The sequence below is a fragment of the Roseicella frigidaeris genome (assembly GCF_003258945.1).
GTDB classification, from domain to species: Bacteria; Pseudomonadota; Alphaproteobacteria; order Acetobacterales; family Acetobacteraceae; genus Paracraurococcus; species Paracraurococcus frigidaeris.
Window position 1 is genome coordinate 57,575 of the sequence record NZ_QLIX01000013.1, and the last position, 13,691, is coordinate 71,265.

13 protein-coding genes are annotated in these 13,691 nt (G+C 72.4%); 6 read left to right on the top strand and 7 right to left on the bottom strand.

Translation table 11 applies throughout. From position 1 onward, the window contains the following. The first annotated feature begins 126 nt into the window (after window positions 1-126). Window positions 127-1,050 (top strand): manganese catalase family protein, encoded by a 924-nt coding sequence (locus DOO78_RS16610; protein WP_111470986.1) that lies wholly within the window; start codon window positions 127-129, stop codon window positions 1,048-1,050. A gap of 211 nt (window positions 1,051-1,261) precedes the next feature. Here the strand turns inward: DOO78_RS16610 and DOO78_RS16615 are convergent, their stop codons facing one another. Together DOO78_RS16615 and DOO78_RS16620 are read right to left on the bottom strand one after the other, a co-directional pair. Beyond that, window positions 1,262-2,209, bottom strand: coding sequence for an N-carbamoyl-D-amino-acid hydrolase (locus tag DOO78_RS16615; protein ID WP_111470987.1), 948 nt, complete (start codon window positions 2,207-2,209; stop codon window positions 1,262-1,264). Window positions 2,210-2,212: 3 nt separating this feature from the next. Beyond that, entirely contained in the window at window positions 2,213-3,601 is a 1,389-nt protein-coding gene (locus DOO78_RS16620; RefSeq protein WP_111471050.1) for a dihydroorotase, read from the bottom strand. Between the two features lie 263 nt (window positions 3,602-3,864). Here DOO78_RS16620 and DOO78_RS16625 point away from each other — a divergent pair, with 263 nt between their 5' ends. Further along, window positions 3,865-4,548, top strand: coding sequence for a hypothetical protein (locus tag DOO78_RS16625; protein ID WP_128080075.1), 684 nt, complete (start codon window positions 3,865-3,867; stop codon window positions 4,546-4,548). Between the two features lie 250 nt (window positions 4,549-4,798). Here DOO78_RS16625 and DOO78_RS16630 read toward each other — a convergent pair whose 3' ends face one another. Next, window positions 4,799-5,710 (bottom strand): LysR family transcriptional regulator, encoded by a 912-nt coding sequence (locus DOO78_RS16630; RefSeq protein WP_111470989.1) that lies wholly within the window; start codon window positions 5,708-5,710, stop codon window positions 4,799-4,801. 303 nt (window positions 5,711-6,013) lie between these two features. Here DOO78_RS16630 and DOO78_RS16635 point away from each other — a divergent pair, with 303 nt between their 5' ends. The 4 genes from DOO78_RS16635 to DOO78_RS16650 all read left to right on the top strand — a co-directional run bounded on the left by DOO78_RS16635 (window position 6,014) and on the right by DOO78_RS16650 (window position 10,351). After that, entirely contained in the window at window positions 6,014-7,552 is a 1,539-nt protein-coding gene (locus tag DOO78_RS16635) for an MmgE/PrpD family protein (protein ID WP_111470990.1), read from the top strand. 19 nt (window positions 7,553-7,571) lie between these two features. Continuing rightward, a complete protein-coding gene (locus DOO78_RS16640) occupies window positions 7,572-7,970 on the top strand; it encodes a GNAT family N-acetyltransferase (protein WP_111470991.1) in 399 nt (132 codons plus the stop codon). Between the two features lie 23 nt (window positions 7,971-7,993). Next, window positions 7,994-9,133 (top strand): bifunctional 2-methylcitrate synthase/citrate synthase, encoded by a 1,140-nt coding sequence (locus DOO78_RS16645; protein WP_111470992.1) that lies wholly within the window; start codon window positions 7,994-7,996, stop codon window positions 9,131-9,133. 597 nt (window positions 9,134-9,730) lie between these two features. Continuing rightward, window positions 9,731-10,351 (top strand): histone, encoded by a 621-nt coding sequence (locus DOO78_RS16650; protein WP_111470993.1) that lies wholly within the window; start codon window positions 9,731-9,733, stop codon window positions 10,349-10,351. Between the two features lie 156 nt (window positions 10,352-10,507). Here DOO78_RS16650 and DOO78_RS16655 read toward each other — a convergent pair whose 3' ends face one another. The 4 genes from DOO78_RS16655 to DOO78_RS16670 all read right to left on the bottom strand — a co-directional run bounded on the left by DOO78_RS16655 (window position 10,508) and on the right by DOO78_RS16670 (window position 13,686). Beyond that, on the bottom strand, window positions 10,508-11,143 hold the full coding sequence (locus DOO78_RS16655; protein ID WP_111470994.1) for a nitroreductase family protein: 636 nt from the start codon (window positions 11,141-11,143) through the stop codon (window positions 10,508-10,510). Window positions 11,144-11,212: 69 nt separating this feature from the next. Beyond that, complete coding sequence (otnC, locus tag DOO78_RS16660; protein WP_111470995.1) at window positions 11,213-11,845, bottom strand: 3-oxo-tetronate 4-phosphate decarboxylase; 633 nt, start codon at window positions 11,843-11,845, stop codon at window positions 11,213-11,215. Between the two features lie 19 nt (window positions 11,846-11,864). Beyond that, complete coding sequence (otnK, locus tag DOO78_RS16665; protein ID WP_111470996.1) at window positions 11,865-13,130, bottom strand: 3-oxo-tetronate kinase; 1,266 nt, start codon at window positions 13,128-13,130, stop codon at window positions 11,865-11,867. A gap of 112 nt (window positions 13,131-13,242) precedes the next feature. Next, complete coding sequence (locus DOO78_RS16670; protein ID WP_111470997.1) at window positions 13,243-13,686, bottom strand: GNAT family N-acetyltransferase; 444 nt, start codon at window positions 13,684-13,686, stop codon at window positions 13,243-13,245. Window positions 13,687-13,691 lie beyond the last annotated feature (5 nt).

The following is a 13,691-nucleotide window of genomic DNA, read 5'->3' on the forward strand; positions in this document are numbered from 1 at the left end:
CGGATGGGCCGGCGGGCAGCGCGGCGTCGGTGACTTCATACTGTCGCGGAATGCGCATGAACCCTGGTTGCCCCGGGCCGTTCTCTGGCCTCGCGGCTCTGCGGGCCGCAGCAGGGAGAGTCCGGGATGTTCATGCGCATCGACAAGCTTCAGGCCGAGCTGCCCGCACCCAAGCGGAAGGATCCGAACGCCGCCGCCGCCCTGCAGGAGCTGCTGGGCGGCAAGTATGGCGAGATGTCGACGCTCGGGAACTACATGTTCCAGAGCTTCAATTTCCGCAGCAAGGACAAGCTGCGTCCCTTCTATTCCCTGGTCGCCAGCATCACCGCCGAGGAGCTCGGCCATGTCGAGCTGGTGAGCAACGGCGTCGCCATGCTGGCCAACGGTCCGGATTCCGCGGGCGACGAGACCGGCGGGCAGGACATCTCCGGCGCGCCCTTCGAGGCGATGAAGGACATCCGCTCCTTCGCCAGCTTCGCCTCCCATGCCGGCGGCTCGGTGCCGGTGAACAGCAACGGCATGTCCTGGAATGCCGACATGGTGACCACGACCGGCAATGTCGTGGTCGACCTGCTGCACAATTTCCACTTGGAATGCGGCGCCCGGCTGCACAAGCTGCGGGTCTACGAGACGCTGTCGGACCTCACCGGGCGCGAGGTCTGCGGCTATCTGCTGGTGCGCGGCTCGGTGCACGCGCATGCCTATGCGCTGGCGCTGAAGCAGATCACCGGCGCCGACATCACCAAGGTGCTGCCGACGCCGAACATCCCGCTCGGCAACATCCCCGAATGCCAGAAATACCTGCAGGAGGGCTCGCATCGCCGGCTCTATACCTGGAGCCCGGCCGACTACAAGGAGATCGCCGGCCTCTGGGGCAATGGCGAGCAGGCCTTGCCGGGCGACCCGCCGGGCGAGTTGCAGGTGGTGGACGGCCTGCCGGAAGGCGGCAAGATCCATCAGCTCACGGGTGTCGCCTCGGCCTTCACCCCGGACTATGCGCCCGAGGAGATGTTCGAGGTCGCCACCAAGCTCTACAAGATGTCGCGCTGACCGGCAGCGGGGCACGCCACCCGTCTCATACCAACGGCATGAATGCTTCATTCATGCCGAACGGGCGCCGGGCCCCGTGGCGTGGTGCCAAGGTTTGCGGAGCAAACCGCTCGGCGACTGAGGGGCCGTCGATGGGTCACTATCGACGGCCGCTGGTATCATTGGGCGCGCCCGGGCCCCCGCGGCGGCGCGCAGCGGCGTCGCGGGGCGTTCAGCCGGGCGGCACCGCGCCCGTCCGCTCGGTGATCATCCCGTACCATTGCGGCCGGCGATGGGCGGCGAAATTGAACATCTTCTCCTTGCCCTGGCGGCAGGCATCGAGATCCGCCTCGGCCAGGATCAGCTCGTCGCCGAGCCCCTTGGCCTGTGCCACCACCTCGCCATTCGGATCGACGATGCAGGAGCCGCCGATCAGCCCGGCGCCGTCCTCGTTGCCCGCCTTCGCCACCGAGACCGCCCAGGTCGCATTCATATAGGCATTGGCCTGCACCGCGAGGGTGGAGTGGAAGGTGCGGCGCTCGGCGCTCTCCCCCTCGCCGCCATTCGGATCGTAGGCGGCGGAGTTGTAGCCGATCAGCACCAGCTCCACCCCCTGCAGGCCGAGCACCCGCCAGCCCTCCGGCCAGCGGCGGTCGTTGCAGATCAGCATGCCCATCACCGGCGCGCCCCAGGCAGCCGGGCCGCGCGCCGCCGGGAAGCCGGTATCGCCATAGGCGAAATACATCTTCTCGAGCTGCTGGTAGCGCTGCCCGGGCTTCACCCGGTCGGAGCCCGGGAGGTGGATCTTGCGGTACCTGAACAGGATCGACCCGTCCGGCCCGACGGTGACGGCGCTGTTGAAGCGCTGCCCCTCCGGCGTCAGCTCGGCATAGCCGACATAGAAGCCGACCCCGAGCGCCTTCGCCCGGTCAAACAGCGGCTGCACCTGTGGGTTCGGCATCGCCGTCTCGAAGCAGGCCAGCAGCTCCGGGCTGTCCTGCTCCATCGGCCAGCGCGGGAAGAAGGTGGTGAAGGCGAGCTCGGGGAAGACGACGAGCTGCGCCCCCCGGGCGGCGGCGCCTTCCAGCAGCGCGATCATGCGGCCGAGGATGGCGGCGCGGCTGTCGGCGCGCTGGTTCGGGCCCATCTGGGCGCCGGCGAGGCGCAGGATGCGGGCCATGGCTCAGCCCTCCCCCAGATAGGTGTCGCGGTGCTGGCGCGGCACGAAGCGACCGCTGCCGGGCCGGGCCAGCACGGCGCTGCCGTCCCAGATGCAGGCGCCGCGGAGATAGGTGGCGGCGACGCGGGCGTGCATCGCCCGCCCGTCATAGGGCGACCAGCGGGCATCCTCGCGGTCGCGGATCTCGCGCGCATCGAAGGTGAAGTCGCCGCGCTCCAGCACGCAGAGATCGGCGTCGCACCCCACCCGGAGGGCACCCTTCTTCGGGAAGAGGCCGTGGAAGCGGGCCGGCCGCTCGGCGCCGTAGAGCGCCATCAGCGTCACCGGCAGGCCGCGCTCGGCGAGCAGCGTGTAGAGCAGGGGGGCGAAGCTCTGCAGCCCGGTCAGCCCGGCGACGGGGGCGAAGATGTCGCCGTCATAGCGCTTCCGCTCCCGCGGCCAGGGGGCGTGGTCGGTCGAGACATAGGCGATCCGGCCGGCGCGGAAGGCCTCCCACATCCGCTCCACCTCGGCGGCGCTGCGGAAGGGCGGGTTGCATTTGCCGAAGCCCTGCAGCCGGACCAGGTCCTCCTCCGTCATGCAGAGATACTGGATGCAGGCCTCGCCCGAGGTCCTGGCGCCGCTGCGGCGGTAGATCTCGGCCAGCTCGAAGCCGCGGGCGATGGAGGAATGGGCGATGTGGACATGGCAGCCCGTCTCCAGCGCCATCTCGAAGATCTCGAGATCGGCCATGCTCTCGGCCAGGGGCGGCCGGGTGCGGGCATGCATGATCGGGTCGGTGCGCCCGGCCGCCTTCGCCTCCTCGGTCAGGCGCTGCACCAGCTCCTGGTCCTCGTTGTGGATGGCGCACATGAGGCCGGTCTTCGCGATCTCGCGGAAGGCGGCCAGCATGGTCGGGTGGTCGATGCGCGGGAAGCGCACCGCGTCGTATTCATAGGTGGAGAGCTTGAAGGAGCAGGCGCCCGCCTCGGCCAGCCCGGCGATGGCCTCGATGCCGCCCGCCTTGGTGATGGTGCCGTAGAGCGCCATGTCGACATGCGAGGTCGCCTCGACCACCGCCACCTTCTCCCGCAGGATGCCGGCATCGGTCACCGGCCGCGGCACGTCATAGGGCATGTCGACGCAGGTGGTGACGCCGCCGGCGGCGGCCGACATCGAGGCCCCCTCGATCCCCGGCCAGCCGGTGCTGCTGCTGGTGTGCATGTGGCCATCCACCAGCCCGGGCAGCAGCAGCCGGCCGGCATGGTCGTCGACGGACGCGGCCGGCGGCGGCGTGCCCTGGCCGATCGCCGCGATTGCCTCCCCGCGCACCGCCACATAGCCATCCCGCAGCACGGCATCGGGCAGCACGACATCGCCGAGGATCACGCGGTCGAAGGGGGTGGGCGGCATCTCGCTCTCCGGCATCGGGTTCGCGGGACCCTACTCCGCTTCCCCACGCAATTTGAGGGGGGCGGAGCGGCGAAATCTGCCGCTGCCGCCCGGCAATGCCTGCCGGGCGGGCGGCGATTGCCGGGCCTTGCGGCGTGGCGCGGCGCCGGGGATGGCCGGTGGCGCCGGGCCGCGTGGGAAAATATTACACTGGCACCATGATCGCCCCCTGTCCCAGGGCCAGCGGACGAAGGGTCCGGGGCCTTCGACGGAGGGAAGCGATCATGCAGATCGGTTCATCGAGCACCGCATCCATGGAGGGCTGGGCGCGGTTGCAGGCGCCGCGGCCGGCGAGCGGCAGCACGGATGACAGCAGCAGCACCCGCCAGGGCACGGCCAGCGATGCCGGCACGACGGATGCGAGCGGCACGGCCGGCGGCACCGCCCTGCCGCAGATCGCCGCCGCGCTGATGCAATTCCTGATGCAGGCCCAAGGCGGCATGCAGGGCACCGCACAAGGCCAGGATGGCAACGGCAGCGATGGCCGGCGCAGCAGCGCCGCCGGCGAGGCCGCCGATGCGCGGCCCGCTGGTCCGCCCGCCGGCCCGCCCCTCGGGCCGCCGCCTGCTCCCCCGCCCGGGCCTCCCCCGGGCGCCGGCAGCACCGATGCGGCCGACAGCGCGAACGGCACCGCCGCCGCCGCTTCGGGCAGCGCTGACGGCACCACGACCGCCGCCACCGCGGATGCCGACACGACGGGGACCGCCGGCGAGACGCAGGGGGCGGGCCGGCCGCATCGCCACCACCAGGCCGGCCCCGCCGATGACGGCGCCGGGCAGCAGGACAGCGACCCGATGCGCGACTTCATGCAGGCGATGACCCGCGCGCTCGACGCCTATGCCGCGCAGAACAGGAGCAACAGCGGCACCTCCGCCACGGCCGCGGCCAGCACCTCGGTCAGCGCCTGAGGCTGGGATGCGGCCGGCCCGGCAAAATGCCCGGTCCCCGCTGCCGCTCCTTCCCAGGCGAGCCGCTCCACGCCCCTCCGCGACCGGCTCTGATCCCTGGTGCGCGACGTGCGGACCTGCGGCCCGCAGGGCCGAGCGCCCAACTGGACGCCGCGCCGCGCCGCGTGGCGCGACGCCAAGCTGCCAGGGGCAGCGTCCGGCGCTTGCGGGGCGCGACGGTGCGACCGTCGCGCGCTTGGCATGATACCCGTCACGGCGCCGGCTCGCTCTGCGGGAAGACCTGCCGCGCCACCTGCACCGCCAGGCGCGCCGCCTCGGTTTCGCGCTCGCCATTCCAGACCAGCGCGACGCCGACGGAATCGACCGGGCCGGCCAGCTCGCGGAAGGCGACGCCCGGCGGCCGCAGCACCGCCATGCCGGAGCTGACCAGCGCGACGCCGAGCCCGGCCGCGACGAAGGCGAGCTGCGCCATCGCCGAGGAGACCTCGCGCACCGGCACCGGCTCGAAGCCGGCGGCGCGGCAGGCGCTGATCTGGCGGTCGAAATAGGCCGGGCTGATACTGCGCGGCAGGAGCATCAGCGGCTCCCGCGCCAGGGCGGCGAGCGGCAATGGGCCAGCCGTGCCGAGCAGCGCATGCCCGTCCGGCAGCGCCGCCACCAGCGCGTCCTTGCCGAGCGGCAGGACATGCAGCGGCAGCCGGTCGTGGTCGAGGCGGGCCAGGGCGAAATCCACCTCGCCGCGCCGCAGCGCCTCCACCGCATCGGCGGTGTCCATCTCCTGCACCGCCATGGCGGCGTCGGGCTGGGCGTCGCGCAGCGCCCGGACGAGCGGCGGCAGGAAATCGAAGAGGGCCGAGGTGACGCAGGCCAGCGCCATCGGCAACTGCCGGCCGGCGCGCAGCTCGCGGGCCAGCGCCTCGACCTGCTTGGCTTCCTCGGCGAGTCGGCGGATGACCGGCAGCAGCGCCTCGCCCTCGCGCGTCGGCCGCGCCCCCTTGCGCGTGCGCTCGAGCAGCCGCACGCCGAGCTCGGCCTCCAGCGCCTGGATCTGCGCCGAGAGCGGCGGCTGCGACAGGCCGAGCCGCGCCGCGGCTCGCCCGAAATGCCCCTCCTCCGCGACGGCGAGGAAATGCGCCATCCGCCGCAGCATGCGGAAATCCATGCGTCATCCCCCGCGGCGCCGGCTCGTCGTCCTGTCCGGCCGGCCCATCCCGCAGGCGCGGCCTGCCGGATCGCCCGCCGGCCGCCGCACCTTGCCTCGCATCGCCGATACGGAAATCCTATCGATCCGCTGCGTCAATCGGAATGGACGAAGACCGGGCGCGGCGGGAGAAAGCCCGCGTCGTCCTTCGCCTCAGCCCCGGCAGGTCCCGGGGCAGGTCGAGCGGGCAGCACCACGTCCCGGAGCCAGGCCGCATGGCAGGCCCGGGGATCCCAAGGCCATCGAGAGGGAGCCAGGCCCGTCATGCAGATGCACCCCGTGAAACTTCACCCGTCCAAGGCCATGTTGCCGCGCGAGGAGCAGCTCGCCTGGAAGATCGCGGGAGTCGCCGCCGACAAGGTCGCCGTCCAGAAGGACGTGCAGGAGATGATCATCAACCGGATCATCGACAACGCCTCGGTCGCCATCGCCGCCATCAACCGCCGGCCGGTGGTCTCGGCCCGCGCCATGGCGCTCGGCCATCCGCGCAAAGGGGGGGCGACCATCTTCGGCCTGTCCAACGCCAAGGGCTTCTCGCCGGAATGGGCGGCCTGGGCGAACGGCACGGCGGTGCGCGAGCTCGACATGCACGACACCTTCCTCGCCGCCGACTACTCCCACCCCGGCGACAACATCCCGCCCATCCTGGCGGTCGCCCAGACCATGGAGAAGTCCGGCCGCGACCTGATCCGCGGCCTCGCCACCGGCTACGAGATCCAGATCGACCTGGTCCGCGCCATCTGCCTGCACGAGCACCGGGTGGACCACATCGCGCATCTCTGCCCCTCGGCGGCGGCCGGCATCGGCGCGCTGCTCGGCCTGAAGCAGGAGGTGATCTTCCAGGCGGTGCAGCAGGCGCTGCATGTCTCGGTCTCCTTCCGGCAGAGCCGCAAGGGCGAGATCAGCTCCTGGAAGGCCTTCGCCCCGGCGCATGCCGGCAAGCTGGCGGTCGAGGCGGTGGACCGCGCCATGCGCGGGGAGGGGGCGCCGAGCCCGATCTACGAAGGCGAGGACAGCGTCATCGGCTGGGTGCTCTCCGGCCGCACCGAGGCCGACAAGCACGGCCGCGCCGCCGCCTATGAGCCGGTCTACTACCAGGTGCCGCTGCCCGGGCCCGGCGAGGCCAAGCGCGCCATCATGGACAGCTACACCAAGGAGCACTCGGCCGAGTACCAGTCCCAGGCCCTGATCGACCTCGCCTTCCGCATGCGCGAGCAGATCCAAGACCTCGAGGACATCGAGCGGATCGTCATCCACACCTCCCACCACACGCATTACGTGATCGGGACCGGGGCGAACGATCCGCAGAAGATGGACCCGAAGGCGAGCCGCGAGACCCTCGACCACTCCATCATGTACATCTTCGCCGTCGCCCTGCAGGACGGGCGCTGGCACCATGTGGACAGCTACGCCCCGCGGCGGGCCGGGCGGGCGGACACCGTCAGGCTCTGGCACAAGATCGAGACCACCGAGGACCCGGAATGGACCCGCAAGTACCATTCGCGGGACCCGGAGGAGCTCGCCTTCGGCGGCCGGGTGGAGATCTTCTTCAAGGACGGCACCCGGCTGGTCGATGAGCTCGGCGTCGCCAACGCCCATCCGAACGGCGCCCGGCCCTTCGGGCGGGAGGACTACATCAACAAGTTCCGCACCCTGACGGACGGCATCATCTCCGCCCGCGAGGCGAACCGCTTCCTCGAGGTGGTGCAGGACCTGCCGCGGCTGCAGGCCGGCGAGCTGCACCTGGTGAACGTGGCGCTGCCCGCGGGCACACTGACGGAAGGCAAGCCGGGCATCTTCTGAGCCCTGGCGGCGGGCGCGCATGACGGGGCGGGGCAGCGGTGGCGGGGAGGGCGCGGCGCAGGTCGCGCTCCGTCCCGGCCATCCTGCGGCTGCCGCGGCGCGCGCCCGCATCCATCGCGCGGCACAGGCGGCGGCGCTGCCCGGCCTGCCCGGCCATCCAGGCCTCGATGCCATGGCGGGGACGATCCTGCACCTCCATGTGGCGCCCCCCTGGCAGGGGTGCGGCATTGGGGGCAGGCTCCTGGCGGAGGCGGAGGCCGCCTCGCCCGGTGGCCTCGGCCGCCACGCCTTCCGGCGGAACCTCGCGGCACGCCGCTTCGACGAGCGCCAGGGGTTCCGCATCGCCGAATGCCGGGAGGCATCGGCCAAGGAGAAGGGGGAGCCGGACATCCGCTACGTCCTCTCCCCGCAAGGCTGACCCTTTCCAGAGGAGCGCAGAGCATGAGCGAGAAGAGCAACACGCCCGAGATCAAGAAGGGCCTGGTCGGCGTCTATGCCGATGTCTCCACCATCTCGAAGGTGATGCCGGAGACCAACAGCCTGACCTATGGCGGCTATGCCGTGCAGGACCTGTGCGAGTCTTGCAGCTTCGAGGAGGTCGCCTACCTCCTCTGGCACGGCGAGCTCCCCACCGCCGCCCAGCTCGAGGCCTTCAGGCGGGAGGAGGCGGCCCAGCGCGCCATCTCGCCGGCGCTGCACCGCGTCATCCGGGAGTTCCCGCATGACGGCCACCCGATGGACGCCATCCGCACCGCGGTGTCCTTCATGGGCCTCGAGGACCCCGAGGCGGGCGACGTGTCCGATGCCGCGCAGCGGCGCAAGGCGATGCGGCTGCTGGCGAAGATCCCGACCTGCATCGCCGCCGCCCATCGCGCCTCGAAGGGGCTGGAGCCGATCGAGCCGAACCCGGCCCACTCCTTCGGCGAGAATTTCTTCAACCTGGTCTTCGGCAAGGTTCCGCAGCCGGAGGTGCTGAAGGCCTTCGACGTCTCCCTGATCCTCTATGCCGAGCACACCTTCAACGCCTCTACCTACACCGCCCGGCTGGTGACCTCGACCGGGGCGGACATCCACGGCGCCATCACCGCCGCCATCGCGGCGCTGAAGGGGCCGCTTCACGGCGGCGCGAACGAGGCCGTGATGCACATGCTGAAGGAGATCGGCGACCCGAAGATCGCCCGGGAGTGGCTGCAGAGCCGCTTCGACCACAAGGCGCTGGTCATGGGCTTCGGCCACCGGGTCTACAAGAGCGGCGACAGCCGCGTGCCCACGATGCGGAAATACGCCGAGAAGATGGCCGAGGTGGTGGGCGACCGCACCTGGATGGAGATCTCCCGCATCCTGGCCGACGAGATGCTGACCAAGAAGAACATCCACCCGAACCTCGATTTCCCGGCCGGGCCCGCCTACTACCTGATGGGCTTCGACATCCCGCTCTTCACCCCGATCTTCGTCGCCTCCCGCATCACAGGCTGGGCGGCGCATGTCTTCGAGCAGGGTGCCGACAACCGCCTGATCCGCCCGCTCTCCTGGTACACCGGGCCGGAGCAGCGGCCGGTGCCGGCGCTCGACGCGCGATGAGGCCTCGCATCGCCGGGTGACGCCGCGGCGAGCGATCGACGACGGGACGGCCGCCGGACTCTCCGGCGGCCGTTCGTGACTCTGCCGCCTGCAGCAACGCGGCATGCATGCGAGGCGATGCACGGCGCGCCACGTCGCGCGAGATGCGCGCGCAAAAATTCGATGCGCAATTTGCGGTTTCTGTTGACACGGTGGTTGCGTGTGCAGATAGCGTGCAACTGCGCAGGATGTCGCACGCGATTCGCGCGATCTGGAATCGCCGAGTGCAGCGACGGAATGCTGCGGCAGGGAAGGACGGTCCATGGACCGCAGGCAGCACGGGATGGCGACGCGCCGCGTCGCAGGTCCCGCGCCGGTGCCGGGCAGAGACGCCTCGCCCGGCGAGGGAGACGCGACCGAGGGAGGCGGAATGCGGCCGAGCGCCGCCGATCGCCCCTGGCAGCGTTCCGCTCGCGCGACCTGGACAGCGACCACGACGGCGCCACGCGCTACGGGATCCGCGCGCCGCCGCCATCGCACGACCGATCCTGTCTCCACCTGGGATGTCCGCGCCGCGGCGTCCCGGCTCACCACGGAACGCGCAAGGAGATCCTGACCGTGACCGATACCCCCGAGACCCCGAAGGCGCAGGCGATGGCGATGTCGACCACGCGGCGCACCGCCAAGAAGCCCGCCACCGCGCGCGGCCGCGTGGCCGCGAAGAAGCCGGCCGCCCGCAAGGCCGCGCCGAAGAATGCGGCGGCGAAGAAGCCGGCCGCCCGCAAGCCGGCGGCGAAGAAGGCGACCACCGCGCGCAAGCCGGCCGCCCGCAAGGCGACGACGACCGCCCGCAAGCCGGCGGCGAAGAAGGCGACCACCGCGCGCAAGCCGGCCGCCCGCAAGGCCGCGACCACCCGCAAGCCGGCGGCCCGCAAGGCGACGACGGCCAAGAAGGCCGTGGCGAAGAAGCCCGCCGCCCGCAAGGCGACGACGACCGCCCGCAAGCCGGCGGCGCGCAAGGCCACCACCGCGCGCAAGACCACCACCACCGCCGCGCGCAAGCCGGCCGCCGCCCGCAAGACCGCCGCGCCGAAGCGCGCCGCCGCCGCGAAGGCGGCCACCTCCTCGCGCTCGGAAGCCGCCAAGAAGGCCGCCGCGACCCGTGCCGCGAAGAAGGCTGCCGCCGCCAACCCGGCGCCCGCGCCGGAGGCGATGAGCGAGGACAGCTCCGCGACCTGAGCCGCGGCTGCAGCGGGGCGCGGCCCGGCCGGGGCCGCGGGTCGCTGCGTCCCCGGCGATCGTGCCGACCTGCGATGCGCCGGTTTCCGATCCCGGCGAGAGGGCGCCGTCCTGCGAGGGACGACGCCCTTTTCGCAGGAACCGGCGCGCCAGGTGTCAGCCGCGCCAGCCGCCGAAGAAGGCGAACGCCTCGATCGGGCGCCGCTGCCGGGGCGCCGTCTCGCGCGCCGCCAGCGCCTCCGGCAACGCCTCGGGCGGCCCGACCTCGCCGATGGCGATGGCGGCGACCGGGTCGAACCCCTCCGGGACGGCGAAGGCGCTGCGGGCGGCCGCGGCATCGAAGCCCGCCATCGCATGCGCCTGCAGCCCGAGCGCCGCCGCCTGCAACGCCAGGAGCGCGGTCGCCGCGCCGGTGTCGTGCCAGCCATGCCGCAGCGGGTTGCCGTTGGTCGGGTTGTGCGTGCGGGCGACCGAGAGCAGCAGCGCCCCCGCCTGCCGCGCCCAGTCCCGGTTGTTGGGCGAGAGCACGCCGAGCAGCGTGGCGAAGGCCTCCGGCTCGGCGTCGCGGCGGGCGACGATGAAGTGCCAGGGTTGCAGGTTGTTGCTGCTCGCCGCCCAGCGGGCCGCCTCCAGCAGGCGCTCGATGGCGCCGGGCGGCAGCGGCGCGCCGGTGAAGCTGCGCGGGCTCCAGCGCTGGGCGATGAGCGGCGCGATGGGATGCGCGGCGGGCGCCTCGCGCCCAGGGGCGGGGGCGGGGGTGAGGGCGGCGTGGTGGGTCTCGGGATGGCTCATGGCGGCTTCTCGTCTCCTGCCGCCATGCTCCGCGCCCGGCACGCCCGGTCAAGGGCGCGCCGGCCTGCCTCAGCCGAAGGTCGAGAGCAGGTCCTCGACCTCGGCCGGCGTCAGGCTGCGGGGCTGGCGGCCCTGCAGCAGCAGGGCGAGCTTCGCCGCCTCCTCCAGCTCCTCGGCGGCGTAGACCGCCTCGTCGAGCGTCCGGCCGCTGACGACCGGCCCGTGATTGGCGAGCAGCATCGCCCGTGCTCCCTGCGCCGCGGCGGCGATCGCCGGCGCCATCGCCGCATCGCCCGGGCGGTAGTAGCGCACCACCGGCAGGACGCGGCCGATCCGCATGACGAAATAGGGCGTCAGCGGCGGGATCGGCGCCGGCTCGCCCGGCGCGGCGAGACAGGCGATGGCCGTCGCATGCGTCGAGTGCAGATGCACCACGGCGCCCGCCTCCGGCCGCGTCTCCAGCACCGCGCGGTGCATGAAGACCTCCTTCGAGGGCGCGTCGCCCGAGACGTGCCGCCAGCCCGGATCGAGCTTGCTGATCCGCGCCGGATCGAGCCGGCCGAGGCAGGCGTTGGTGGGCGTCATCAGGTAGCCGTCCGGCAGGCGGACGCTGATGTTGCCGGCGCTGCCCACCGCATAGCCGCGGCCGAAAAGCAGGCGGCCATGCGCGGCGATCGCCTCGCGGAGCTCGGTTTCGTTCATCGCGGCCTCCTGCCCTGTGTCAGGCGTCGAACGCCTTGAGGAAGAAGTCGCGGGCGCCGAAGTTGCCGCTCTTCAGCGCCAGGTGCAGCCCGCCGGAGGGAGAGGCGATCTCGGCATGGGTCCAGGGCACGCCCGGATCGATCTCCGGCCCGATGCGCAGCGAGGCGACGTCGAGGCGCGAGACCACCGCGCCCGAGGTCTCGCCGCCCGCCACCACCAGCCGGCGCACGCCGCGCTCGACCAGCCCCGCCGCGATGGCGGAGAGCGCCTCCTCCACCAGCGCCCCGGCGGCGTCGCGGCCGAGCTTCGCCTGCAGGGCCGCCACCTTCTCCGGCGGCGCGCTGGCGGCGATGACGACGGGCTGCGCCCCGAGCTTGCCCGCCGCCCAGTCCAGCGCCTCCGCCACCAGCGCCGCCGCCTCCGGCCGCGCCAGCACGTCCAGCTCCAGCACCGGCGCATGATCGCGGGCGTAGCCGATCTGCCCGAGCGTGGCGCGCGAGCAGGACCCGGCCAGCACCGCGGCATGGCCAGTCATCGGCGGCAGCGCCGCCGCCGCCTCGCCGCGCTCGGGCAGCAGCCCCCTGGCGCGGAAATTCGCCGGCAGCCCCATGGCGACGCCGGAGCCACCGGTGATCAGCGCATGCTCAGCCGCCGCCTCGCCGATCGCCAGCAGATGCGCATCCGTCACCGCATCGACGATGGCGTAGCGCCGGCCGCTCTCCTTCAGCACGGTCATCGCCCGACGGATGGCCGCCGCGCCCTGCTCGACGGTGGCGAAGGGCACGAGGCCGACGGCGCCGTCGGTCTGTCGGCCGAGGACGCGGACGAGGTTGGCGTCCCGCATCGGGGTGAGCGGGTGGTTCTCCATCCTGCTCTCGTTCAGCAGCGCCTGGCCGACGAAGAGATGACCCTGGTAGACGGTGCGGCCATTGGTGGGGAAGGCCGGGTTCGCCAGGGCGAAGCCGCAGTCCAGCCGCCGCACCAGGGCGTCGGCGACCGGGCCGATATTGCCCGCCTCGGTGCTGTCGAAGGTGGAGCAGTACTTGAAGAAGATCTGCCGCGCCCCGGCGGCGAGCAGCCCCTCGCAGGCGGCCAGGCTCTCGGCCACCGCCTCCCGCACCGGCGCGGTGCGCGACTTGAGCGCGACGATGACGGCATCCGCCTCGGGCAAGGGGCCGGAGGGCACGCCGATCACCTGCACGGCCGTCATGCCGCCCTTGACCAGGGTGTTCGCCAGGTCGGTGGCGCCGGTGAAGTCATCGGCGATGCAGCCGAGCAGGGGCATGGTCGTCTCTCTCCCGTGAGCCTGCGGCGCAATCTAGCCCGGCCGGGACCCTGCGGCGATGACCTGCGGCGATGCCCCGCTGCGGATGCTCCGCTGCGTCAGGGCCGCCCGCTCAGGGCGCATCCTCCGTCAGCCGCTTGCGCAGGAAGAGGCGCTCGCCCTGCGGCGGATAGGGCAGGCGGGCGAACTCGACATAGCCCTGCTTCTCGTAGAAGCCCGGCGCCTGGAAGCTGAAGGTGTCCACCCAGGCGGAGTGGCAGCCGCTCGCCTGCGCCCGGCGCTCGGCGGTGGCGATGATGCGGCGGCCGAGCCCGGCGCCGCGCAGCCCCTCCTCGAGCCAGAAATAGCGCAGGAACAGCCAGCCGGCATACATCTCGGCCTGCAAGCCGCCGGCGACGCGGCCATCCTGGCGGGCCAGGACATGGATCGCCTGCCAGGGCTGGTGCCCGGGCCATCGCTGCTCGTTATAGGCCTCCAGCCCCTTCGGCAGGGCGTCGAGATCCTCCTTCGACGGGGCATCCTCGATGCCGAAGCTCAGCCCTGGCGGCAGCGTCATGGCGG